The following is a 22,539-nucleotide window of genomic DNA, read 5'->3' as shown; positions in this document are numbered from 1 at the left end:
GCTCGCCAAGGGGGAGGGATCGCCGACGTCAGGCCCTGGACATCAAGTGCACTTGAGTTCCTAGGCTCTTGCTCGACGGGCGGTCTTGAACAGCGAACGGAGCGGATTCACCATGGAGTACTCGCACGACGACGCCGAACTGATCCAGCAGCCCATCGGCTACTGGACCTGGGCCGCCTACGACGCGGTCGTCACCCGCACCCGCGGCGCACTTGCCGGGATCGGCACCACCCAGCCGCAGTGGTGGGTCCTGGCCCAGGTGGCCCCGGCCCCGCAGGCGAAGACCCGGAGGGAGGTGACCGAGACCCTGCAGGGCTATCTCGCCGTGGGAGGGACGATGGTGTCCGAGGAGATCGACACGACCATCGCCCGGGGCTGGATCACCCAGGACGCCGAGGGACGCCTCGGGATCACCTCCGAGGGCCGGGCGTTCTTCGAAAAGGCCGCGGCCCTGCAGAAGGAGCTGTGGGCCGAGCGGCACGCCGGCATCTCGGACGAGGAGTACCTGACCACCCTCAAGGTGCTGCAGCGCTTCATCCACAACACGGGCGGCCAGGCCTGGCACCACTAGGGGGTGTCCTGCGGATCGGGCCTTCGGCGAAGGAGACGGCCTAGTGGACCTGGATGCCCGCGCCGTACGGTTTGCCGCCGCTGTGGCAGATCGCCGTGCTCGTGGTGCCCACGCGCCGCCACGTCGGGTCGTACACCGTGTAGTCGTGTGCGAGGGGCCGGTCGCACCGGGTGTAGACACGGAACTCTCCGGTTCCGTTGGTGCACGTTCCCGCGGCGGTGGTGCTGGACTTGTACCAGGTGCGGCAGTCGTACGGATCGGCGGCGGCCGGGGTGGCTCCCGCGACCGCGAGGCCGATGCCCAGAGCCGCGGAACTGATCAGTGACACAACACGTTTCATCGTGGTTCTTCCCCTCCCGATACCCAGTGGCTTCGGGATCCGTATCCCCCCTCCACGGCCGGGCATGCGCGGCCCGTCCCTCGATCTCCTGCGGCCTCCTGGTCGGGCAGCGTGCGGGAGGCACCGACGGGGAGGTCCCAGAGGTGCTCGCGGGGCAGCCCGGCGCGGGACCAGGCGGCCCGGGTGCGGTGCAGGGGTTCCATGACCGGTTCGGCGGAGAGCACGAACGTGGCCCAGTGCATGGGCGCCATCCGCACGGCCCCCAGGTCGAGGCAGGCCTGGACGGCCTCCTCCGGGTCGGCGTGGACGTCGCCGAGCCACCAGCGCGGGGCGTAGGCGCCGACCGGCAGCAGGGCGAGGTCGATGCCGGGGTGGCGGCGGCCGATCTCGTCGAACCAGTGGCCGTAGCCGGTGTCACCCGCGAAGTAGACCTTCCTCGGCGTCCGGCTCCGGGTGTCGGTGAGGATCCAGCCGCCCCACAGCGACCGGCAGGTGTCGATCAGGGACCGCTTGGACCAGTGGTGCGCGGGGACGAACTCGAAGCGTACGCCGTCCAGTTCGGCCGCTTCCCACCAGTCGAGATCGGTGACCCGGGTGAAGCCGCGGCGGCGGAACCAGCCGGCGAGGCCGGCCGGGACGAAGAGGGCCGTGTGCCGGGGCAGGCGCTTGAGCGTGGGGGCGTCGAGGTGGTCGTAGTGGTTGTGGCTGATCACCACCGCGTCCACCGGCGGCAGGTCCTCCCAGCGCACCCCGACGGGGGTCATCCGGGCCGGGGTGCCGAGGATCCGCCGGGACCAGACGGGGTCGGTCAGCACGGTCAGTCCGCCGGTCCGCAGCACCCAGCTGGCGTGCCCGGCCCAGGTGACGGAGACCGTGCCGGGGGGCGCGGCGGGCAGCGGGGCGGGCTCGTAGGGCAGGTCCGGGATGCCGCGCAGCCCTTCGGGACCGGGCCGGAAGGCGCCCTCCCGCGCGAGCCGGGCGAAGGCGCGGACGCCGGGGAGCGGGGCGGTCAGCCGGTCCGCGAAGGAGCCGGGCCACCGACGGTGTGCGCCGAGCGGGCGCGGGGCGGACGGGCGCTCGGGCTCCGGCGGTGCAGGTGGTGGCGCTGGTGTCGGCGGCGCCGGTGCCGGCCGGGGCGCGGGCCGCTGGGCGGCGGCGGGCGGGGCCGGCGCCGTGGACGCGGAGGCGGAGGCCGGGGCAGGGGCGGCGGGGGCGGCGTCCGTCCGGTCCCTCATCGGGCAGTCTCCGTTCACCGGGTCGGGGCAGTCGGGTCGGGGCAGTCGGGTCGGGGGTGCACAGGGGCGCGTCGTGAGGTCAGGCCAGGCCGGCCAGGACCGATCCGAGCAGGTCGAGGGAGCTCCGCACGTGCGGGAGCGCGAGCGGATCGCGGGCGGTGAGCGCGGCCAGCCGCTCCTCCGGGGTCGCGCCCAGCAGCGGCCCGGTGGACAACCTGACGCGCAGCGCCCCCAGTTCGTCCGCGAAGCGCTGCCCGCCGGGCGTCGGCGCACCGAGCCGGCCGCCGAGCCAGTCCTCCAGTTCCATGGCGTCGCCGACCCCGTGCCGGGCGAGTCCGGCGCGCAGCGGGGTGAGGTCGGCGTAGAGGTGCCGGCCGGCCTGCGGGGGCCGGGCCAGCGCCCCGGCCGCGAGGAGCTCGCGGTGCGCGGCGGAGGCCACGACGCCGTGCAGGGCGGCTGCCGCGTAGGCGCGCCCGGTGACGGCGTCGGGCTCGTCGAGGGCGTGCGCGGCGGCGCCGGCCACGGGTCCGGCGACCATCGCGCCGGTGGCGGTGAGGACGTCGAGGGTGCGGGCGCGCAGCCAGGTCCCGCGCGCGGTGCCGGGGAAGCGGACCACGGCGGCGGGCCAGCCGGCGGGCAGCAGCGCACCGGACAGGTCGACGAGGACGGCCGCCTGTTCGGGGAGCATCTCGGCGGGGCTCAGGACGAGGGTGGAGTGGGGCCGGTGGACGGTGTCGCGCCAGCTCTCGTCGCTGACGACGAACAGCCCGGCGGACTCGGCGGCCTCGCAGGCCTCGCGCAGCATCTCGGGCGGTGGCACGGTCGCGGTGGGATCGTCGGCGACCGACAGCAGCAGCACGCGCGGGTCGCCGCCCTCGGCGCGCACCCGCCGTACGGTCTCCAGTAGTGCGTAGGGGTCGGGTACGCCGCCGCACTCGGCCGGGGTCGGCACGTGGTAGGCCCGCCGTCCCAGCAGCCGGACCTGCGGGGTCCACCAGGCGGGACAGGGCCGGGGCAGCATCACATCGCCCCCGTACGCCCCGAGCAGGGCGAGGAGCAGGGCCGGGGCGCCGGGTCCGGCGGCGACGTTCTCGGGGGAGGTGGCGAGCCCGCGCCGCCCCCAGTGCCGGCAGGCGGCCTCGCGTACGGCCGCCCCGCCGCCCGGGGGCTCGGGGGCGGCGCGCCCGGCGGCCGCGGCGAGGACGGAGATCAGTTCGGGCAGCACGGGCAGGCCGGGCTGGGGTGCGGGCGGGCCGTACCGGACCGGGCCGCGGCCCTCCGTCGCCGTGCGCTGCGTCCCCGCCACCGTCTGCCGCCTTCCACGCTCGTCCTGCCACGCTCCGGTGGCCCCGACCCTGATCCTGACCTTTATACGATTATTTAGCCCCTTACGCCCGTTACCTGACTGCCGGTGCCGGGCGTCAGCCCTTCCTCCCCACCAGCCCGAGCAGCCTGGTCTGTGCGTTCGCACCCGCCGGCACCTCCAGCGGCGCCGCGTACATGCCGCTAGCCGCGAGTCCGTCGGCGTACGGCATGACCTCCTTGATGGAGAACTCGACGAGGCCGTCCGGCAGCCGGTCGTCGGCGCCGATGGCCCGGGAGAGGTCCCAGGTGTGCACGACGCAGTCGGCGGTCAGCTCCGAGCAGTACGCCGACCCGAGCGCGGGCCCGTACGAGAGCCGCACGGTCCGCTCCAGCGCGCCGGAGGCGGCGAAGGCGGCGTGCGCGGCGGCCGAGGCCCCGTCCCAGGCCGCGACCGGGTCGTCGCCCAGCAGGTCGCCGGAGAACGCGTCGCCGAGCTCCTCGACGGTGCGGCCCTCGGCGACCAGCGGCGGGATCCAGAGCTGCTCGCCGGTGACGTGGTTGACCAGCTCCCGGACGTTCCAGTCCGTGCACGGGGTCGGCGCGTCCCACTGGTCGTCCCTGACGGCCCGCACCCGTTCCCCGAAGAGCCGCAGCGCCTCGGCGTGCTGTTCGAGCAGCGTCTCCGGCATTCCCCTCACCGTCCTCCGCCATGGGCACGACCCCCAGGAGCCACTCTCCTCGCACCTGCATTCCCCTGCCACCGACCTACCCAACCCCCTTGGCACACAAGGCTGGTGTCCACATGTCAAAACGCATATCTCAGATGACGAACTGATCCTCTACGGTGGGTCCCACGCTTCGACGAGGAGGTCCGGCCATGAACGCCGCCAAGGAAACCGCCGTCTACACCCACGGCCACCACGAGTCGGTCCTGCGCTCACACCGCTGGCGCACCGCCGAGAACTCCGCCGCGTACCTGATCGGCGAGCTGCGCCCGGGGATGTCCGTACTGGACGTCGGCTGCGGCCCGGGCACCATCACCGCGGACCTGGCGGAGCTGGTCGCGCCGGGCGGCCGGGTCACCGCGGTCGACGCGGCACAGGACGTGGTCGAACAGGCCCGGGCGCACGCGGCGGAGCGCGGGGTGAGCGGCATCGAGTTCGGCACAGCGGACGTCCACGCGCTGGACTTCCCGGACGACTCCTTCGACGTGGTCCACGCCCACCAGGTGCTGCAGCACGTCGGCGACCCGGTGCAGGCGCTGCGCGAGATGCGGCGGGTGTGCCGGCCGGGCGGGATCGTGGCCGTGCGCGACGCCGACTACGCGGCGATGACCTGGTACCCGGCGACGCCGGGCCTGGACGAATGGCTGAGCCTGTACCGGCGGGTCGCCCGCGCGAACGGCGGCGAGCCGGACGCGGGCCGCCGGCTGCGGGCGTGGGCCCGGGAGGCCGGCTTCACGGACGTGACCTCGTCGGCGACGGCCTGGTGCTTCGCCACCCCGGAGGAGGCCGCGTGGTGGTCGGCGCTGTGGGCGGACCGGACGACGGCCTCCTCGTACGCCGCCATCGCCACCGGCGGCGGCCACGCGACCGGCCCAGACCTGGCCGCTGCCGCGGAGGCCTGGCGCGCGTGGGGCGCGGAGCCCGACGCCTGGTTCTCGGTCCTGAACGGCGAAATCCTCTGCCGGGCCTGAGCTCCGAAGCCCCGCGCGACGCCGCTTCCCGGGGCTCTGCCCCGGACCCGCGCCTCAAACGCCGGCGGGGCGGAAAGACCGGGGCTGCGCCCGGACCGTTAGCCCGGCGGCCGCATGCGGAAGTCGTAGCGGGGCGGCAGTGGGTGGTCGGTGAGGGCGGACCAGGCCTCGGACAGGGTTTCCTCGCCCTCCCGGAGGTCCGGGATTTCGAAGCCGTCCTCGAAGACCCGCCGCGCCGCGGCCACATGGCCCTCCGCCGCCAGCAGCCGCGCGGCGAGGAGCCGGAAGCGGCCCTGTTCCCGCAGGGCCGGCCGGAGCCGGTCCCAGACGCGGCGGGCCTCCGAGAGGCGGCCGGCGGCCAGCAGGGCCGTCATCGCCTCGCAGCCCAGCGCTGCCTCCGCCGGGGCCCACGCCTCGCCGCCGCGGCTCTCCCCCGCCAGGTCCTCGAAGGCCGCCGCGTACCCGTCGGCGGCCCGCGCCGGATCCCCGGCCAGCGCGTCCGCCACCGCCAGGCACCTCAGCAGCGGCCAGCGCGAGGGCGCCAGCGCCAGCCCGCGCTCCCAGCTCCGTACGGCCTGCGCCACGTCCCCGGCGTGCCACTGGGCCACGCCCAGGTGGTACTCGGTCAGCGGATCCGCCGGGGCCGTCTCCAGCATGTCCCGCCAGTGCGGGGCGACCAGGCTCGGGCCCGGCGGGACCACCCGCCGGGGGGCGGGGAGGACGCCGGTGCGCCACAGCTCCAGCCACGGGGCCTGTTCCTCGCCGAGGGTGGACTCCGCGAAGGGGGTGCCCGGCAGTTTGAAGCCCCCGCACATCACCTCCAGCGCGCCCCAGCCGGAGCCCTCCGCGAGCCGTTCGCCCGGTTCGGTGTCGGCGCACCCGCGCCACGCCTTGTACGCGGCCTCCACCCGCTCCGCCGGGAGCGCCCGCGCCAGCGCGTGCTCGGCCGCGCCGCGCGCCGCCGCCCAGTCGGCCCCGTGCACCGCGGCGGGTTCCGCGGCCAGCGGCCCGTACGCCTCCAGCCAGCTGAACTCCCCGCCGCCCTCCAGCCGTACGTGCTCCAGCTGGGTGCGGGCCAGCCCGGCCTGGATCTCCGCATAGCCGCCCGTGCCCGGTTCGGTGAGCCACTCCTGCCAGCGCCGGCCTCCGCCGCCCGCGCCCCAGACGAACAGCTTGCGCCCGCGCAGCCGCCCGGTGGAGGTCTGCGCGAGCCCCTGCCCGGCCGCGTCCAGCGAGGCGATCCAGGGTCTGGCCCCGGGCTCGACCTCGTAGAAGTAGTCGGCCGGGTACGTGCTGCGCAGCGGGTACGTGCGGTCCGCGCCCTCCCACTCCGGTACGGGGATGCGCCGCAGCGCGCGCTCGTACCCGAAGTGCCAGGCCTCGTCGGCGGGGGCGAGCACGCGGGTGCCCTCGTCCTCGGGGACGGCGATGTTGGACCACCAGTACACGGGTGCGGGCCGCTCGTGCGGGTTGCGCACGCGGACGCCGACGTAGAGGAACTCCGACTCCGCGGGCAGCCACAGGTCCACTTGGAAGGGCAGGTCGCGCAGGCGCTCCCACTCCCACAGCCGGACCATCACGCCCCCGTCCGGGGCGGGGACGAGTGCGGCGTGCAGCGGGGCGCAGGAGAGGGCGGTGTGGCCGGTCGCGCCGATGTTCCACTCGATGCCGCCGGAGAACCAGGCCCCGTTCAGCGCGAAGTTGGCGGGCTGGAACACCGGGTTGCGGTAGAGCAGTTCGCGTCCCGTCGGCAGGTGCACGAGCGAGTGGACGCGCCCGCCCAGCTCCGGGAGCACGGTGACCCTCAGGTGCTCGTTCTCGATGACGATCGACTCGAACTCCCGCTCCGACCGCTCCCGCCGGTACCCGTCCCGGATCCGGACGGGCAGCAGGGACCGCAGCGGCTCGTACCCGATCTGCCGTGCCATGTCGCGCGGCAGCCCGTCACGCCCGGGGGCGCCTCCCGGCGGTGGCTGGGGAAGGCCGTCCAGGGCCTGCACGACGTCGGGTGCGCGCAGGGCGGGCAGGGGGTTCTCGGCGCCCAACGGGGCTGCGGGGAAGGTCAGTGCGGCGCGGCGGACGGTGGTGGCCATGGGGAAATGGAACACGCCGCGGCGGCCGGTGCACAGGGGTTCCGCGGATGACCACCGGTCAGGATTACGCAAAGGCCTGCGCCGGGGATCACCTGAAGGCACCCGCGACCAGGTCGGCCAGCAGTGCGCCCGCACGCCCGTCCGGGTCGAGGTCCGGGTCGTAGACGGTGACGTTGATCCCGACGCAGCGCGGCGAACGCACCAGCACGCCGAGCAGTTCGGCGAGTTCGTCGGGGATCAGCCCGCCGGGGTCGGGGCTGTCCACGGCCGGCATGACGGCCGGGTCCAGTACGTCGGCGTCCAGGTGCACCCAGAACCCCGCGGTGTCCGGCGGGTGCAGCCCTTCCAGCGCCGCCCGCGCCACCGGTCCGGCCCCGCGCTCGCGGATCTCCCCGACGGTGGCCGCGGAGATCCCGGCCGCGCGCAGCTCCGCGAGGTCCGGGTCCCCGTCCCGCAGGCCGAAGAGCCGTACGTCCTGGTCCCGCAGGTAGGGGGCGCGCCCTTCCAGGTCGGCGAGATCGGCCTGGCCGCGCCCGGTGGAGAGGGCGAGTTCCTCGCCGCCGGCCGCGCCGACGGGCCCGTTCACCGTCTCGTTGCCGGGGTGGCGGAAGTCGGCGGAGCCGTCGATCGCGGCCAGTCCGTACCGGCCGATCCGGCGCATGGCGAGGGCGGCGCCCAGCTGGATCGAGCAGTCGCCGCCGAGGACGACGGGGAACTCTCCGGCGCGCAGGTGGCGTTCGATCCGGTCGGCGAGCGTGACGGTGTACCCGGCGAGGGCTTCGGCGTGGAACACGCCGTCGCCCTCCCGCCAGCCTCCGCGGTCGTAGCGCGGTGGGACCACCACCCCGCCCTCGCGTGCGCCGAGGCGGGCGAGGAGGCCCTGTTCGCGCAGCGCCCCGGCGAGTTTGTACACGCCGGGTACGGTGCCGGGTGCGGGCGGGCGCAGGCCGAGGTTGGACGGGGCGTCGAGGAGCACGAGGGTTCGCATGCCCTCATCCTGTGCGATGGGCCCCCTCGGGGGACGGCATTTCGGCGGTGACCGCCCAGCGCTCGTGGTCGCGCCAGGCCCCGTCGACGTACAGGAAGTCGGGGGAGAGTCCTTCCAGCCGGAAGCCGGCGCCCCGCACGAGGGCGATCGAGGCGGTGTTGCCCGGCTGGATGTTGGCCTCCAGGCGGTGCAGTCCGAGGCCGCCGGCGGGCTCGGGGGCGAAGGCGTGGGCGAGGACCAGCCCGAGGGCTTCGCGGAACAGGCCCCGTCCGGCGGCGTGCGCGAAGGCCCCGTAGCCGAGGGCCCCGCACTGGAAGGCCCCGCGCACGATGTTGTTGACGTTGACGAAGCCGGCGATGGCCCCGGTCTCCCGCTCGCAGACGAGGAACCCGGCGCGGCCCTCGCCGTCGATCAGCCGGGCCGCGTAGGGCTCGTACTCCTCGATGGTGGCGGGCGGCGCCAGCCACGGGTGGTGGAGCTCGCGGCTCTCGTGTGCGCGTACGGTGAACTCGGGCCCGTCGGCGAGCCGGAAGGGGCGCAGGGCCACGCGCTCGCCCTCCCGGAGGTAGGTCGAAAAGGTCATCGCCCCAGGCTAGGCCTGTGGCACCATCACCGGCGTGATCAAGGACGAGACGAGCACGAGGCTGCGCCTGGCCGCGCTGAACAACGCCGTGTGGTGCGACGCGGTGTGCGCGGCGCACGGCCTGTCGCCGCAGTACGAGGGCGAGCACCTGTGGCTCAGCACGAGCCGGACCCCGCCGTTGTATCCCGATGCGGTGACCCTGGACGCGGACGTCCCGGCGCAGTCCGTCCTCCAGTGGATCGACACGGACTCCCCCGGCTGCTCGGTCAAGGACAGCTTCGCCTGCCTGGACCTGGCCGGGGACGGGTTCGAGGTGCTGTTCGAGGCGCAGTGGATCCACCGGCCGGCCGGGGCTCCAGGGGCGGCCTCGTCTGGCCTGGAGTGGTCCGAGGTGACCGGCGCCGGCGAACTGGCGGCCTGGGAGGCCGCCTGGGACGGCGAGGAGTGCACCGGGCTGTTCCGGCCGTCCCTGCTCCGCGAGGGCATCGCCTTCCTCGCGGGCCGCGCCGCGGGGGACGCCGGGGGCCGGATCGTCGCCGGGGCGGTCGCGAGCACCGGCGGCGGTGTGGTGGGCCTCTCCAACCTGTTCGCCCGTGACGGCGCCTCGGCCGACGCGGCCTGGGCGGGCTCCCTCGCCGCGGTCGCCGCCCGCTGGCCGGACCTGGACGTCGTCGGCTACGAGGGCGGGGCGGACCTGGACGGCGCGGTGCGCAGCGGTTTCACCGCCATCGGCCCGCTGCGGGTCTGGCTGCGCACGAGCGGGCGGACCCACTACCTGCGCAGCAGGGCCGCATAGGGCGGCGGGCCCACGGCTTCGCCCCCGGCGCGCGTGCCCTCGCCCGCCTGCGGCTGCTCCTCGGCCGTCATCGCGGCGGTCGCGGGCATCGCCCCGGGCGCCCTGCCGTCCGGCTTCGTCCGGCAGCGATCCGGCTCCGTCCGGTGGAGCGTGCGGACCGCGCCCGGGCCCGGGCCCGCCGCAAATCCCCGCCCGACCGGCAGCTCAGGCCTCCAGCGGCAGCCGGGGGACGTCGGTCCGGTCGATGCCGAAGACCTGGGCGTACAGCGACAGTTCGGCCTCCAGTGCCCGGATCATGGTGTCCGCCCGGCGGAAGCCGTGGCCCTCGCCCGCGAAGGCCACGTATGCATGCGGTACCGGCGCGGGCGGCACCGGCCGGCCCCGCAGGGCGGCCAGGAAGCGCTCCGCCTGGGCCGGCGGGCAGACCGCGTCGTCCAGGCCCTGGAGCAGGACGAACGGCGCCGTGATCCGGTCGGCGCGGGCCACCGGGGAGCGCTCGCGGCAGAGCACGGTGAGGGTCTGCGGCGGGCCGGCCAGGCTCTCGACGTAGCGGGACTCCAGGTCGTGGGTCTCCTCCGCGAAGCCCAGCAGGTCCAGTACCGGGTAGATGATCGCGGCGCAGGCGTACAGGTCGGTGGCGGCCAGCGACGCCGCCGCCGTCCAGCCGCCCGCACTGCCCCCGCGGATGGCGAGGCGTGCGGGGTCGGCGGTGCCCTCGGCGGCCAGGGCCCGGGCCACCGCCGCGCAGTCCTCCACGTCGACCACGCCCCACTGCCCGCGCAGCCGCTCCCGGTAGGCGCGGCCGTAGCCGGTGGACCCGCCGTAGTTGACCTCGACCACGCCGATGCCGCGCGAGGTGAAGTACGCGATGTGCAGGTCGAGTACGGGCGGCACGTGATCGGTGGGGCCGCCGTGCGCCCACACCACGTACGGCGGCAGCTCGTCGGCGGGTGCCCGGCAGGCGGGGTGGTGCGGCGGGTAGACGTGCGCATGGATCTGGCGGTTGTCGGAGCCGAGGAAGGTGCGGCTCTGCGGCTCCGGGTAGTAGGCCGGGTCCACCGGGTCCGCGCCCTGCGCGCCGATCACCCGCGCGTGCCCGGTCGCGGTGTCCAGCTCGACGACCTCGTACGCGCTGCGCGGGCTGGCCGCGACCCCGTAGACGCGGGTGCCGTGCACGGCGAGCGTCGGCTGCCAGGCCGTCCAGGGCCCGGCCGCGTCGACGAGGTCGCCGCTGTCGGCGTCCAGAATGCCGAGCACCGGGGAACCCTGGCCGTGCAGGACGGCGACGAGCCCTCCCCCGGCCCGGTCGGCCCCGGTGGCGCCGTCGGGCAGGGGGGCGAGCCAGCGCAGCCCGGGCTTCCACAGCGGGCCGCCGAACTCCTCTTCCCTGGGGCACAGGTTGACGGCCGCGCCCGTCTCCGGGTCCACCCGGTACGGGTTCCACCAGCCGCCGCGGTCGCTCACCGCGAGGAGGGTTCCGCCGGCCGTCCAGTCCACCTGGGCCACGGATTCCTCGGGGCCGCCGAGCACGGTCCGGACCCCGGTCAGCCGTCCGTCCGCGGTGACCTCGGCCAGCTGCAGTTCGGTGCCGTCCCAGGGCATCCGGGGGTGGTCCCACACCAGCCAGGCCGCGCGCCGGCCGTCCGGGGAGAGCCGGGGGCCGGTGGTGAACCGGTGCCGGCCGTCCGTCAACTCCCTTACTGCCGTGCGGTCTTCCGCCGCCGATCCGTCGAGCGGTACGGCGGCCAGCACCCGGCGCACGTCGGTCGGCGCGGGCCCGGTGAACTCCTCCAGCACGCACCAGACCTCGCCGCCGCGCAGCACCGGATCAGCCCAGCGCAGTCCGCGGCCGGTCCCGGACAGGGGGGTGAGGGGCCGCGGCGCCGGGGCGCCGGGCGCGTCGGGCTCGTACGCGTACAGCCGCTGGTCGGCGAAGTGGACGAAGACCAGCAGCGGTCCGCCGGCGGGCCGTTCCGCTCCGGCCCAGGGCAGCCCGCCGTACTCGGTGACCCTGCTGCGCACGTTCCACGGGGCGGGCAGCTCGGTGAACTCGGCTCCGCCGTCGGCGAGTCGGCGGCGGACCAGGGTGCGGCGTCCGCCCTCGCGCGGCCGGGGCTCGGTCCACCACACCTCGGGGCCGACCGTGCCGACGTACGCGGGCCGTCCGTCGAGCGCGGCGGCGAGAGCGGCCTCGATGGGCGAGGGCCAGCTTCCGTAGGGCCGGGTCGGCGCCGCCATCACCGGGCCCCGCTCACAGGGACCGCAGCGCGCGGTCGAGGACGCGGACGCCGAAGTGCAGGGCTTCGACGGGGACCCGCTCGTCCACGCCGTGGAAGAGGGCCCAGTAGTCGAAGCCGGGCGGCAGCTTCAGCGGGGAGAAGCCGTAGCCGGTGATGCCGAGGCGGGAGAACTGCTTGGCGTCGGTGCCGCCCGCCATGCAGAAGGGCACCACGTGCCCGTCCGGGTCGAACCGCTCGACGGACTCGCGCAGGATCCCGAACGTCCGCCCGTCCACCGGGGCTTGGAGGGAAACTTCCCGGTGGTGGAACTCCCAGTGCACGTCGGGGCCGGTCAGCTCGTTCAGGGTGGCGGTGAACTCGGCTTCGCCGCCCGGAACGGTCCGTCCGTCGACGTAGGCGGTGGCGTGTTCGGGGACCACGTTGAGCTTGTAACCGGCGCTCAGCATCGTCGGGTTGGCGCTGTTGCGCACGGTAGCCTCCAGCAGGGCGGCGGCCGGGCCGAGCTTCCCGAGGACCGTGTCGAGGTCGAAGCCGGGCCGGCGCGGGTCGACCGACAGGTCCTGCAGGGCGGCGAGTTCGGTGATGCAGGCGGTCACGGTGTCGGTGAGCCGGACCGGCCACTCGTACTCGCCGATCCGTGCCACGGCGGCGGCGAGGCGGCTGACCGCGTTGGCCTTGTTGGGCTTGGAGCCGTGCCCCGCGGTGCCGCGCGCGGTCAGCTTCAGCCAGGCCGTGCCCCGTTCGCCGGCGGCGATCGGGTAGAGGGCCCGGCCGCCGGGGCCGGTGTGCACGGTGAAGGCGCCGGACTCGCTGATGCCCTCCGTACAGCCCTCGAACAGGTGCGGGTGCCGGTCAGCGAGGAAGCCCGACCCGTCGACCGCGCTGTCCTCCTCGTCGGCGGTGTAGGCGATCACGATGTCCCGCCGCGGCTTCACTCCGGCGCGCGCCCAGGCCCGTACGACGGCCAGCACCATCGCGTCCATGTTCTTCATGTCGACGGCGCCGCGCCCCCACACCACTGCGTCACGGATCTCTCCGGAGAAGGGGTCCACGGTCCAGTCGGCGGCCTCGGCGGGCACGACGTCGAGGTGGCCGTGGACAAGGAGGGCCTCGGCGGTGGGATCGGTGCCCTCGATCCGGGCGACGACGTTGGTGCGGCCCGGGGTGCGCTCCAGCAGGACCGGTTCCACGCCCGCCGCGGCGAGCCGCTCGGCGACGTATTCGGCGGCGGGGCGCTCGCGGCAGTCGCCGCCGCCCCGGTTGCTGGTGTCGATCCGGATGAGGCCCGAGGTGAACTCGACGGCCTCGTCGAGGGCCACTTCGTCAACGGCGCCGCCGGCCTCGGCGGGTGCCCCGTCATTGATTGCGTGCATGTCAGCCATACTGCTCCTCCACGGCCGCCGAGACGACCGTCGTGACCGCCTTGAAGGCGCGGATCCCCTCGTACATCGTCTCGCTGGTGTAGGCGACCCTGCGCTCCCCGCACCGCTCCACGCCCGGGACCACCGTCGCGGCCATGGCCAGGTGCTCGGCGTCGAACTCCAGCTCCACGGTGAACGGGCCGGCGCCGGCCGGCTCGTACCTCACGGCCAGGGCGGCCGCCTCCTTGGCCGCGGCCCGGATGTCGGCGGCGGTGCGGGCGGGGGTCCGGCAGACGGCGGCGTAGCGCGAGACGTGGTCCTTGACTGCGACGGTCACCGCGTCCGGGGCGTAGCCGGCGGCATCGACACAGGTCAGGTCGTCGCCGGTGACGAGGACGACGGGGACGCCGTACTCGGCGACGACGTGTGCGTTGAGCAGCCCCTCGCTGGCGCGCACCTCGTTGACCCAGACCCCGGTGATGGAGTTGGCGAGGTAGGTGTGGGCGAGGACGCCCTCGGCGCCGGCGCCCGTGTGGTAGCCGACGAAGGCGATGCCGTCGACGTCGCCGCGCTGGACGCCCTCGACCATGGAGAGGGTCTTGTGGCGGCCGGTGAGCATCTCCGCGCGGGCGTCGAGCCGCTCCAGCAGCAGGTTGCGCATGGTCCAGTGCGCCTCGTTGACGACGACCTGGTCGGCGCCGCCGTCGTAGAAGCCGAGTACAGCCGCGTTGACGTCGGAGGTGAACATCGACCGGCAGCGCTCCCACTGCGGGGTGCCGGGCAGCACGTCGGCGGGCCAGGTGACGCCGGTGGCGCCTTCCATGTCGGCGGAGATGAGGATCTTCATCGGGCCCCCGTGCGGTCGGATGCGCAGGGCCCCACACTAACCGCCCGTGCCCCCGGCGGCGGTGGGGCCACGCCAGGCCCCGCGGGGCCCGCCCGGACCCTTCGGCTGCACGGCTCAGCCGCGGGCCCGTACGCGGTCCGCGACCCTCCCGAGCAGCGTTCGGGGGGCGAGTTCCCGCTGGACCTTCAGCAGGTACGCCGCCGGCTCGGCGGCCAGCGCGGCCTGCTTCTCCCGGTGCGCGGAGCGGGCGACGCCCACGAGGGCGAAGGCCGCGCCGAGGGAGGTCGCCACCAGCGGGTGTCCGGCGAACTGACCGGCCAGCAGGCCGACCGCCGGGGGCACCGTGAAGGACATGTTGGCGGCGCTGAAGGTCGTGTCGATGTTCAGCGACCTCATCGCCTCCTCCAGCTCGGCCAGCGGGGTCCTGAAGCGCTGGTCGACTTCCTGGACGACGTACCGGCGGGCCGCTTCCGGCAGCCGGATCTCCGCCAGGTCCTCCTTCAGGGACGCGGCCGTGTCGGTGACCGCCCGGCCGAAGCGTTCGAAGGCCGCCCCGTGCTCGGTGCGCAGAGCGATGATCTTCTCTACGTCCACGTGGTGGAGGTCGGCGGGGAGCACGATGCGGACGGCGAGCATGCCCACGGCGCCCGTGAGGTCCTGCCCGAGCCCGCCGGCTAACGCCTGCGCCGGGCGGCCCAGCAGGGCCCGCTCGATGCGCTCCGGGTCCCAGCCCTGGGAGGCGGTGTGGGAGGCGGTGCGGTCCGTGGTCGGCGCGTAGCCGCCGAGGCCTGCGAGCTGCTCGGTGAGCGCGCACTTGTAGACCCAGGCGAGTTCCGGGGACATGGCGAGGAACCCGGCGTCGGCCACCTCGCGGAAGTCCGCGGAGCGCGTGGCGACGGCGAGCCCGCCGTCGAGCAGTGCCGCGCGCAGACGGGGGTCGACCTCGCCCTGGTAGACGCCGGCGAGTCCGAACGGCCGGTCACGCAGGGGGGCCGGGTCCCGGAGCACCGAGGCCCGGCGGTCCCGGAACCGGTTCGAGTGGGCATCGAACGCGCCCGAGGGGCCGCGCAGTTCTTCGTAGTCGGCATGCCTGGCCCGCAGCGCGTCCAGGATGCCCGGATCGGCGGTGAGGACGTCGAGGAAGTCGTCGGCCACGGTCCGGGCCGCCGCGGCCGGGTCGACGTCGTGTACGAAGTCGAGCGCCTCGGTCAGCCGTCCGACCGTCCGCGAGTCCATGACGGGATAGCCGGCCGGGACGACCCGGCCCAGCCGGGGCCAGTAGAGCGCGGCGGCCTTCAGCCAGCTGTCGTCACGGAAGTGGATGTACGGGTAGTACAGCCCGCTCTGCTGAAGCATCGGCCCCCCCCAGGTCGATCAGTTCACCCGATCCGGTGAGGCCGCCGGCCCGGCCTCACCGTCAACACCGCGGCTCAGGCCTCGACTTCGGCGGCCAGCTTCTCCAGCACGCTGTCGTAAATGCGGCCGAGGCCCTTGGGCGCGAAGGTGCGCTCGAAGAAGCCGCCGATGCCGCCGGCGCCGTTCCAGACGGTGGTGACGACGGCCTTGGACCTGCCCTCGCCGGCCGGGGTGACCACCCAGGTGGTGACCATGGAGGAGTTGCGGTCCTTCTCCACGAGCTGTCCGTCGGTGGGCTCGGTGACCTCGAGCAGGCAGTCGCGTACGCGCTTGCTGGTGGCCTGGAGCTTCCAGTGCACGAGGGTGCCCTCGCCGTCGCCGCCCTCGCGCACCTCGTACTCGCTGAAGTGCTCGGGCAGCAGCTTGCTCCGGGTTCCGCTGTAGTCGGCCAGCGTGTCGAAGACCGTCTCCGCGTCGGCTTCGATGATGCGCTCCGTGGTGGCCTCGACCTGCGCCATACCTGTTCCTCCAGCAGTTGTGTCCGCTCGTCACGGCGAAGCCAACCACCTCCGGGGCGGGGGCCCAAATCCGGGTCACACGTGACAGCGGACGGACACGAGCAGGGTGTCGGCGGGCAGCCCGGCGAGGTGGGCCGCCGCCGCTTGCGCATCCCGCACCGACGGCGGGGTGTGCGGGCAGGCGGCGGGGTCGCCGCAGGCGCCGTGCAGGGGGGCGCGGCCCCGCTCGCACCACCAGCCGTCGAGGGTCAGGAGGTTCTCACACGCGGCGGCCCAGCTGCCGCCGTACGAGACGTACGCCTCCCTGCTGTACGTGCCGATGGTTCCGAGCGGGTCCTCGATGGCGCGCAGGACCGACTCGAACCCGTCGACGGCCGGATCGGCGGGCAGTGCGGCGGCCCACTCCCGGAAGGGGGCGACCGGAGTCTGCGCGAGGTACTCGGCATGGGCCGCGATGCACGCGGCTTCGTAGTCGGACCGCTCCCTTCCCAAAGGGTTCGGACGGAAGTCCTCCCACGGCCGGGTCCGCGGGTGCTCCCGGAGCACCTCCTGCCAGTGGTCCCAGGCGGCTCCGGCCAGTTCGGCGGTCCGCTCGGAGGTCCCGTGCACCACGAGCAGCCCGCGCGGGCCGCCCGCGCACCACCCCGGCAGGGCCGGCTCGACGGTGCCGGCCCACCCCGGCCGGTCGCGGACGATCCGGGGATCGTCCTCGCACCCGGGCCGGATCCGGAACCCGACGCCTTCCGCACCGCCGGAGATCCGCCAGTGGTCCCAGATCCGCAGGTCCTGAGAGACATCCCGGTCCTGGTCGGTCCAGAAGGGCGCCAGAGCCTCGCCGACCGCCTCGTCCAAGTGCTCGCCCGCCTCGCCGGGGAGGCACGCCGTCAGTCTGTATCCCGCCATGGAGCGGAGCCTCACACGCCGCGCACCCGGCTGACCAGCGAGTTTTCCAGCCCACACGATCATGGGAACATTTGTTCTATTCTCGGGCCCAGAGCTACCGAGGGAGGCGCACATGCGCTGGGAGAACCTGACCGAGGGCACCGCGGGTCCCGCCGCGCACTTCGGGGCCGACGCCGTCGTGACCCGGACCTTCGACACCCCCGAATTCCGCGGGATCACCTTCCACGAGGTGCGGGCCCGGTCGATCGTCAACCGGGTGCCCGGCGCCTCGCGGATGCCGTTCGAATGGACCGTCAACCCCTACCGGGGCTGCAGCCACGCCTGTGTGTACTGCTTCGCCCGCAAGACGCACAGCTACCTCGACCTCGACACCGGACTCGGCTTCGACTCGCAGATCGTCGTCAAGACCAACGCCCCCGAGCTGCTGCGCCGCGAGCTCGGCTCGCCCCGCTGGAGCGGCGCGCACATCGCCATGGGCACCAACGTCGACTGCTACCAGCGCGCCGAGGGCCGCTACCGGCTGATGCCCGGCATCATCGAGGCGCTGCGCGACCGCGCCAACCCCTTCTCCATCCTCACCAAGGGCACGCTGATCCTGCGCGACCTCCCCCTCCTCCAGGAGGCCGCCGAGCTCACCGAGGTCGGGATCTCCGTCTCCGTCGGCTTCACCGACACCTCGCTCTGGCGGACCGTCGAGCCCGGCACGCCCTCCCCCGCCGCCCGGCTGGGCGCCGTACGGACCCTCACGGACGCCGGCATCGAGTGCGGGGTGCTGATGGCCCCGGTGATCCCCTTCCTCGGGGACCGCCCGGAGCAGCTGCGGGCCACCGTCCGCGCCATCGCCGAGTCCGGGGCGACCTCCGTGACACCCCTGGTACTCCATCTGCGCCCCGGCGCCCGCGAGTGGTTCACGGCGTGGCTGGGCGAGCACCATCCGCACCTCGTGGAGCGGTACGAGCGGATGTACGCGGGCGGCTCGTACGCCCCCACCTGGTACCAGCGCCAGATCACCCGCCAAGTCCACGAACTCGCAGCCGAATTCGGCATCGGGCCGTCCCGGCGCGGCGGGTCCCGCCGGGTCGTGACACCCGAACGTCCGGCCGCGGAGGCTCCCGCCGGGGCCACGCAGCTCACCCTGCTGTGACCTCGGACGGCCCCTGAAGGCTCATCACATCGGGCCAATGAGCAGCCAAATCCCGCCTTCCAGGCATGGTTTCCGGGACGATTCCGCCCAGAACCCTCGGCTGGGAGGCCCCATGCTGCACCCCTTGAAGAAGCGCGCCGCCGTACTGCTGTCGATCGCCACCGTCGCCGCCGCCCTCGCGAGCCCGGTCACCGCGGCCCCGGCGGCCCCCGCGGCGGAGCAGGCCGCCGCGCTGCGGTGGACGGGCTGCGCGACCCCGCGCTATCCCACCCTGCAGTGCGCCTCCCTCAAGGTCCCCCTCGACCACGCCCGGCCCGCCGGACGCCAGATCTCCCTCGCCCTGACCCGGGTCCCCCACACCGCCGCCACCTCCCAGGGCCCGCTGCTGGTCAACCCGGGCGGGCCGGGCGGCAGCGGCCGCAGCCTGGCCGGATTCATCGCCTCCGCCCTGCCCAAGGACGTGGCCGCGCAGTACGACGTGATCGGCTTCGACCCCCGGGGCGTCGGCAAGAGCGAGCCCGCGCTCGACTGCGGGGCCGGCCACTTCGCCCCCGTCCGGCCGGACTCCGTGCCCCGCGACGCGGCGACCGAGCAGGCCAACCTGGAGCGCGTGCGGTCCTTCGCCGAGTCCTGCGGGACCAAGCACGCGGACGTGCTGCCGTACGTCGGCACCGTGTCGGCCGCGCAGGACATCGACCTGCTGCGCGCCGCCCTCGGCGCGCAGCGGATCAGCTACTTCGGCTACTCGTACGGGACCTACCTGGGCGCGGTGTACGCCAAGCTCCACCCGGGCCGGGTGCACCGGCTCGTCCTGGACTCCGTGGTCGACCCGGGCGGGGTCTGGTACGAGGACAACCTGGCCCAGGACCGGGCCTTCGACGCCCGCCACAAGGCGTTCCTGGCCTGGGTGGCCGCGCACGACGCGACGTACGGGCTCGGCACCGACGCGGCGGCGGTCGAGGAGCGCTGGTACGCGATGCGCGAGGCGGTGGGGCAGACGCCGGCGGGCGGCAAGGTGGGCGCGGCCGAGCTGGAGGACACCTTCATGCCGGGCGGCTACTACAACGGCTACTGGCCGAACCTCGCCGAGGCCTTCGCCGCGTACGCGGTGAAGCAGGACCCGAAGCCGCTGGTGGCGGCGTACGAGCGGTTCGGCGCGGTGGAGCCCTCCGCGGGCAACGGCTACAGCGTCTACACGGCGGTGCAGTGCCGGGACTCGGCCTGGCCGAGGGACTGGAACCAGTGGCGCACGGACATGTGGCGCACGCACGCCGAGGCGCCGTTCATGACCTGGAACAACGCCTGGTACAACGCCCCGTGCGCGTTCTGGCCGACGGAAGCGCTGCAGGCCCCGGACGTGACCAACGCCGATCTGCCGCCCGCGCTCCTCCTCCAGGCGACGGAGGACGCGGCGACCCCGTTCGGTGGCGCGCTCAGCATGCGGGACAAGCTGAAGGGCTCGGCCCTGGTGGTGGAGGAGGGCGGCGGCAACCACGGGATCGCCCTGAGCGGCAACAAGTGCCTGGACGAGAAGGTCTCGGCGTACCTGAGGACGGGACAGGCCGCGGACGCCACCTGCCCCGCCCAGGCGGCTCCGAAGCCGGCCGCGGCGACCCGTGCGGTCCCGCCCTCGGCGGGCGGCGCGGCCCTGCACGGGCTGCTCGGCTTCCGGGGCTGAGCGGCCCGCCGGCCGGCCGGTGGGCCGGCCGGCTCCGGTCCCGTCAGGCGAGCGCACGCAGGGCGGCCGTGGCCGCCACCGCGAGCCGGGGGTGGGACTGGGCGCGGGTGAGGAGTTCGCGCGCGCGGGGGTCGGCGAGGGCGCCGAGCCCCTCCACACAGGCCAGGGCCACCCGCCAGTACGGGTCGTTCGGGGACAGCAGCCGGGACAGGGTGGTCAGCAGGGCCGGTACGGACTCGGGGGCGCGCAGGGCGGTGAGCAGCCGGACGGGCTGGAGTGCGTAGGCCGTGCGCAGGCCGTTGGTGGCGAGGGCCGCCGCCGCGCGGGCGGTGCGCGGGTCGTCCAGGACGGCCAGCGCCTCGGCGGCGGCCGCGCAGCGGGGCGGGTCCCGGTGGTTGAGGAGCAGGACGAGGGATTCGAAGGCCCGGCGGTCTCCCGCGAGGCCCAGCCGGTACGCGGCCAGTTCGCGGGCCCACAGGGGCAGCCCGGCGGAGGCCAGGGAGGCCGCCAGGCCGTCGGGACCGGCCGTGAGCAGCACCTCGTACTCGGGGGAGTCCCCCGCCTCCGCCCGCAGGCGCTCCAGCACGTCGTTCACGCGGCCACCCTAGGCCGACGCGGGGGCCGCCACGCCGGGTTCAGGGAGATCGGCGGAGTCCGGTTGATCGATGATCGATGATCGGTACATTTGGGCGGTACAGGTCACATCTCCGCGCTCTGGCGCACGAGTTACCGGCGAGTTACTGTCCTTACAACACGTACGAGGGCGGCCTGGTGACGCAGCCGCCTCGTGCCGGTCGGTTCGTTCTCGCACGGTGTGACCCCGGGACAGGGTTCCGCCGCTTCCACCCTCCGGGCTGCCTTCCCTCAGGCTCTCCCGCCGGGTTCCCTCCCCCTGGGCCCTCTGCCCCGGGGTTCTTCACCGCACGGCATTCCGTACGACCCTCCGCACGGCATTCCGTTCGGCACCCGCGCGCTGTGCACCGCGCGTCCCTCAGTCGTCACCCTCTTCCACTGGAGTCCCTCGATGGACCGTCAGTCCAGTCACCCCACCCTCCAGACCATCGCCGTCGTCGGACTCGGCACGATGGGCACCGGCATCGCCGAGGTCCTCGCACGGGCCGGCCGCGAGGTCATCGGCATCGACGTCAGCGAGACCGCCGCCCGCCGGGCCGCGGCCGCCCTCGCCTCGGCCACCGCGCGCTCCGTCACCCGGGACCGCCTCACCGAGCAGGAGCGGGCGGACGTCCTCGCCCGCTTCCGCACCTTCACCGACCTGGCCGCCGCCGCCGAGGCCGACCTCGTGATCGAGGTCGTGCCCGAGTCGTACGAGGTCAAGCAGCAGGTGTTCCGCGAGCTCGACGCGATCGTCCGCCCCGACACCATCCTGGCCACGGGCACCAACGCCCTGTCGGTGACCCGGCTGGCCGCCGAGTCCCAGCGCCCCGAGCGCGTGCTGGGCCTGCACTTCTTCAACCCGGCCCCGGCGATGAAGCTGGTCGAGATCGTCTCCTGCGTCCTCACCGCCCCGCCGGCCGTGGAGGCGGTCACCGAGCTGGCCCGCGACCTCGGCAAGGAGCCCGTCGCGGTCGGCGACCGGCCCGGTTTCGTCGCCGACGGCCTGCTCTTCGGCTACCTCAACCAGGCCGCCGCCATGTACGAGGCGAAGTACGCCTCCCGCGAGGACATCGACGCGGCGATGCGGCTCGGCTGCGGTCTGCCCATGGGTCCGCTCGCGCTGCTCGACCTGATCGGCGTGGACACCGCCCGTACCGTCCTGGAGGCCATGTACGCCTCCTCCGGCGACCGGCTGCACGCCCCGGCCCCGATCCTCGGGCAGCTCGCCGCCGCGGGCCTGACCGGGCAGAAGTCCGGCCGCGGCTTCTACACGTACGAGGCGGCCGGCAGCTCCACCGTCGTCCGCGACCTCCAGACCCCGCTGGACGGGTCCCTGCTCGGTGCGGGCCGTCCGGTCAGCTCGGTCGGCGTGGCCGGCTCCGGCACCATGGCGAGCGGCATCGCCCAGGTCTTCGCCCAGGCCGGGTACGACGTGGTGCTGGCCGCCCGCAGCCAGGAGAAGGCGGACGCGGCGAAGGCTGCCATCGGCAAGTCCTTGGGCCGTGCGGTGTCCAAGGGCCGGCTGACGCAGGAGGCCGCGGACCAGACCCTGGACCGGATCACCCCGGCCGGTTCGCTGGACGCCTTCGCCGAGGTGGACCTGGCCGTGGAGGCCGTCGCCGAGGACCTGGCGGTCAAGCAGGAGCTGTTCGCCACCCTGGACAAGGTCTGCAAGCCGGGTGCGGTGCTGGCCACCACCACCTCCTCGCTGCCGGTGATCGCGGTGGCCCGCGTGACCTCGCGCCCGCAGGACGTGATCGGCATGCACTTCTTCAACCCGGCGCCGGCGATGAAGCTGGTCGAGGTGGTCCGGACCGTCCTGACCGCCGACGACGTGCACGCCACGGTCCGCGAGATCTGCGTGAAGGTGCGCAAGCACCCGGTGGACTGCGGGGACCGGGCCGGCTTCATCGTGAACGCGCTGCTGTTCCCGTACCTGAACAACGCGATCAAGATGGTCGAGCAGCACTACGCCGGCATCGACCAGATCGACGCGGCGATGAAGCTGGGCGGCGGCTACCCGATGGGGCCGTTCGAGCTCCTCGACGTGGTCGGCCTCGACGTCTCGCTGGCCATCGAGAAGGTCCTCCACAAGGAGTTCCGCGACCCCGGCCTGGCCCCGTCCCCGCTGCTGGAGCACCTGGTGGCGGCCGGGTGCCTGGGCCGGAAGACCGGCCGCGGTTTCCGTGAGTACGCCCGTCGGTAAGCCCGCGGGCCCTGAGCCGGATGCGTGGGGAGGGCTGCTCGGGTCCGCCGGACCCTCACGGCGG

General features: G+C 74.4%; 20 protein-coding genes. 6 read left to right on the top strand and 14 right to left on the bottom strand.

Annotation, left to right across the window (positions count from 1 at the left end; genetic code table 11):
* Window positions 1–112 precede the first annotated feature (112 nt).
* Window positions 113–571, top strand: a complete 459-nt coding sequence (locus tag OG472_RS34580; RefSeq protein ID WP_405832818.1) for a MarR family winged helix-turn-helix transcriptional regulator — start codon at window positions 113–115, stop codon at window positions 569–571.
* Window positions 572–611: 40 nt separating this feature from the next.
* On the opposite strand, the gene OG472_RS34575 is transcribed toward OG472_RS34580, so the two are convergent.
* From OG472_RS34575 to OG472_RS34560, 4 genes are all read right to left on the bottom strand, one after another.
* Window positions 612–911 carry a hypothetical protein gene (locus OG472_RS34575; RefSeq protein WP_405832816.1) on the bottom strand — a complete coding sequence of 100 codons (300 nt, stop codon included), beginning with the start codon at window positions 909–911 and terminating at the stop codon, window positions 612–614.
* The gene (locus tag OG472_RS34570; RefSeq protein WP_405832815.1) at window positions 908–2,146 is read right to left on the bottom strand and encodes an MBL fold metallo-hydrolase; all 1,239 of its coding nucleotides are present in this window, start codon (window positions 2,144–2,146) and stop codon (window positions 908–910) included. The genes OG472_RS34575 and OG472_RS34570 overlap by 4 nt, the downstream gene beginning before the upstream one ends.
* A 79-nt stretch (window positions 2,147–2,225) precedes the next feature.
* Window positions 2,226–3,452 (bottom strand): aminotransferase class I/II-fold pyridoxal phosphate-dependent enzyme, encoded by a 1,227-nt coding sequence (locus OG472_RS34565; RefSeq protein WP_405832813.1) that lies wholly within the window; start codon window positions 3,450–3,452, stop codon window positions 2,226–2,228.
* A 115-nt stretch (window positions 3,453–3,567) separates the two neighbouring features.
* Entirely contained in the window at window positions 3,568–4,140 is a 573-nt protein-coding gene (locus OG472_RS34560) for a TIGR03086 family metal-binding protein (RefSeq protein WP_405832812.1), read from the bottom strand.
* Window positions 4,141–4,328: 188 nt separating this feature from the next.
* Between OG472_RS34560 and OG472_RS34555 the strand changes: the two genes are divergently transcribed.
* Window positions 4,329–5,147 (top strand): methyltransferase domain-containing protein, encoded by an 819-nt coding sequence (locus OG472_RS34555; protein ID WP_405832810.1) that lies wholly within the window; start codon window positions 4,329–4,331, stop codon window positions 5,145–5,147.
* A 98-nt stretch (window positions 5,148–5,245) separates the two neighbouring features.
* Here the strand turns inward: OG472_RS34555 and OG472_RS34550 are convergent, their stop codons facing one another.
* The 3 genes from OG472_RS34550 to OG472_RS34540 form a co-directional block, all read right to left on the bottom strand.
* Complete coding sequence (locus OG472_RS34550) at window positions 5,246–7,240, bottom strand: DUF5107 domain-containing protein (RefSeq protein WP_405832809.1); 1,995 nt, start codon at window positions 7,238–7,240, stop codon at window positions 5,246–5,248.
* Between the two features lie 88 nt (window positions 7,241–7,328).
* A complete protein-coding gene (locus tag OG472_RS34545) occupies window positions 7,329–8,228 on the bottom strand; it encodes an arginase family protein (protein ID WP_405832807.1) in 900 nt (299 codons plus the stop codon).
* Window positions 8,229–8,232: 4 nt separating this feature from the next.
* A complete protein-coding gene (locus OG472_RS34540; RefSeq protein WP_405832806.1) occupies window positions 8,233–8,811 on the bottom strand; it encodes a GNAT family N-acetyltransferase in 579 nt (192 codons plus the stop codon).
* Window positions 8,812–8,845: 34 nt separating this feature from the next.
* On the opposite strand from OG472_RS34540, the gene OG472_RS34535 reads away from it, so the two are divergent.
* Window positions 8,846–9,607 (top strand): hypothetical protein, encoded by a 762-nt coding sequence (locus OG472_RS34535; RefSeq protein WP_405832805.1) that lies wholly within the window; start codon window positions 8,846–8,848, stop codon window positions 9,605–9,607.
* 204 nt (window positions 9,608–9,811) lie between these two features.
* Here the strand turns inward: OG472_RS34535 and OG472_RS34530 are convergent, their stop codons facing one another.
* The 6 genes from OG472_RS34530 to OG472_RS34505 all read right to left on the bottom strand — a co-directional run bounded on the left by OG472_RS34530 (window position 9,812) and on the right by OG472_RS34505 (window position 16,832).
* A complete protein-coding gene (locus OG472_RS34530) occupies window positions 9,812–11,845 on the bottom strand; it encodes a prolyl oligopeptidase family serine peptidase (RefSeq protein ID WP_405832803.1) in 2,034 nt (677 codons plus the stop codon).
* 13 nt (window positions 11,846–11,858) lie between these two features.
* Window positions 11,859–13,220: a M20/M25/M40 family metallo-hydrolase gene (locus OG472_RS34525; RefSeq protein ID WP_405832802.1), complete on the bottom strand. Its 1,362-nt coding sequence runs from the start codon at window positions 13,218–13,220 to the stop codon at window positions 11,859–11,861.
* Between the two features lies 1 nt (window position 13,221).
* Window positions 13,222–14,055, bottom strand: coding sequence for a M55 family metallopeptidase (locus OG472_RS34520; protein WP_405832801.1), 834 nt, complete (start codon window positions 14,053–14,055; stop codon window positions 13,222–13,224).
* 114 nt (window positions 14,056–14,169) lie between these two features.
* The gene (locus OG472_RS34515; RefSeq protein ID WP_405832799.1) at window positions 14,170–15,411 is read right to left on the bottom strand and encodes a DUF6236 family protein; all 1,242 of its coding nucleotides are present in this window, start codon (window positions 15,409–15,411) and stop codon (window positions 14,170–14,172) included.
* 74 nt (window positions 15,412–15,485) lie between these two features.
* Window positions 15,486–15,929, bottom strand: coding sequence for an SRPBCC family protein (locus OG472_RS34510; protein ID WP_405832798.1), 444 nt, complete (start codon window positions 15,927–15,929; stop codon window positions 15,486–15,488).
* 75 nt (window positions 15,930–16,004) lie between these two features.
* The gene (locus tag OG472_RS34505) at window positions 16,005–16,832 is read right to left on the bottom strand and encodes a hypothetical protein (protein ID WP_405832797.1); all 828 of its coding nucleotides are present in this window, start codon (window positions 16,830–16,832) and stop codon (window positions 16,005–16,007) included.
* A gap of 112 nt (window positions 16,833–16,944) precedes the next feature.
* Between OG472_RS34505 and OG472_RS34500 the strand changes: the two genes are divergently transcribed.
* Entirely contained in the window at window positions 16,945–17,976 is a 1,032-nt protein-coding gene (locus tag OG472_RS34500) for an Rv2578c family radical SAM protein (RefSeq protein ID WP_405942371.1), read from the top strand.
* A gap of 112 nt (window positions 17,977–18,088) precedes the next feature.
* Complete coding sequence (locus tag OG472_RS34495; protein ID WP_401604765.1) at window positions 18,089–19,654, top strand: alpha/beta hydrolase; 1,566 nt, start codon at window positions 18,089–18,091, stop codon at window positions 19,652–19,654.
* A gap of 43 nt (window positions 19,655–19,697) precedes the next feature.
* Here the strand turns inward: OG472_RS34495 and OG472_RS34490 are convergent, their stop codons facing one another.
* Complete coding sequence (locus OG472_RS34490) at window positions 19,698–20,249, bottom strand: adenylosuccinate lyase (protein ID WP_383571572.1); 552 nt, start codon at window positions 20,247–20,249, stop codon at window positions 19,698–19,700.
* A gap of 429 nt (window positions 20,250–20,678) precedes the next feature.
* On the opposite strand from OG472_RS34490, the gene OG472_RS34485 reads away from it, so the two are divergent.
* Window positions 20,679–22,475: a 3-hydroxyacyl-CoA dehydrogenase family protein gene (locus OG472_RS34485; protein ID WP_405832794.1), complete on the top strand. Its 1,797-nt coding sequence runs from the start codon at window positions 20,679–20,681 to the stop codon at window positions 22,473–22,475.
* Window positions 22,476–22,539: the final 64 nt, after the last annotated feature.

Origin of the sequence: Streptomyces sp. NBC_00207 (genome assembly GCF_045160965.1) — a bacterium.
In the GTDB taxonomy this organism is placed as follows: Bacteria; Actinomycetota; Actinomycetes; order Streptomycetales; family Streptomycetaceae; genus Streptomyces.
This window is presented reverse-complemented; position numbering and strand designations above follow the sequence as displayed.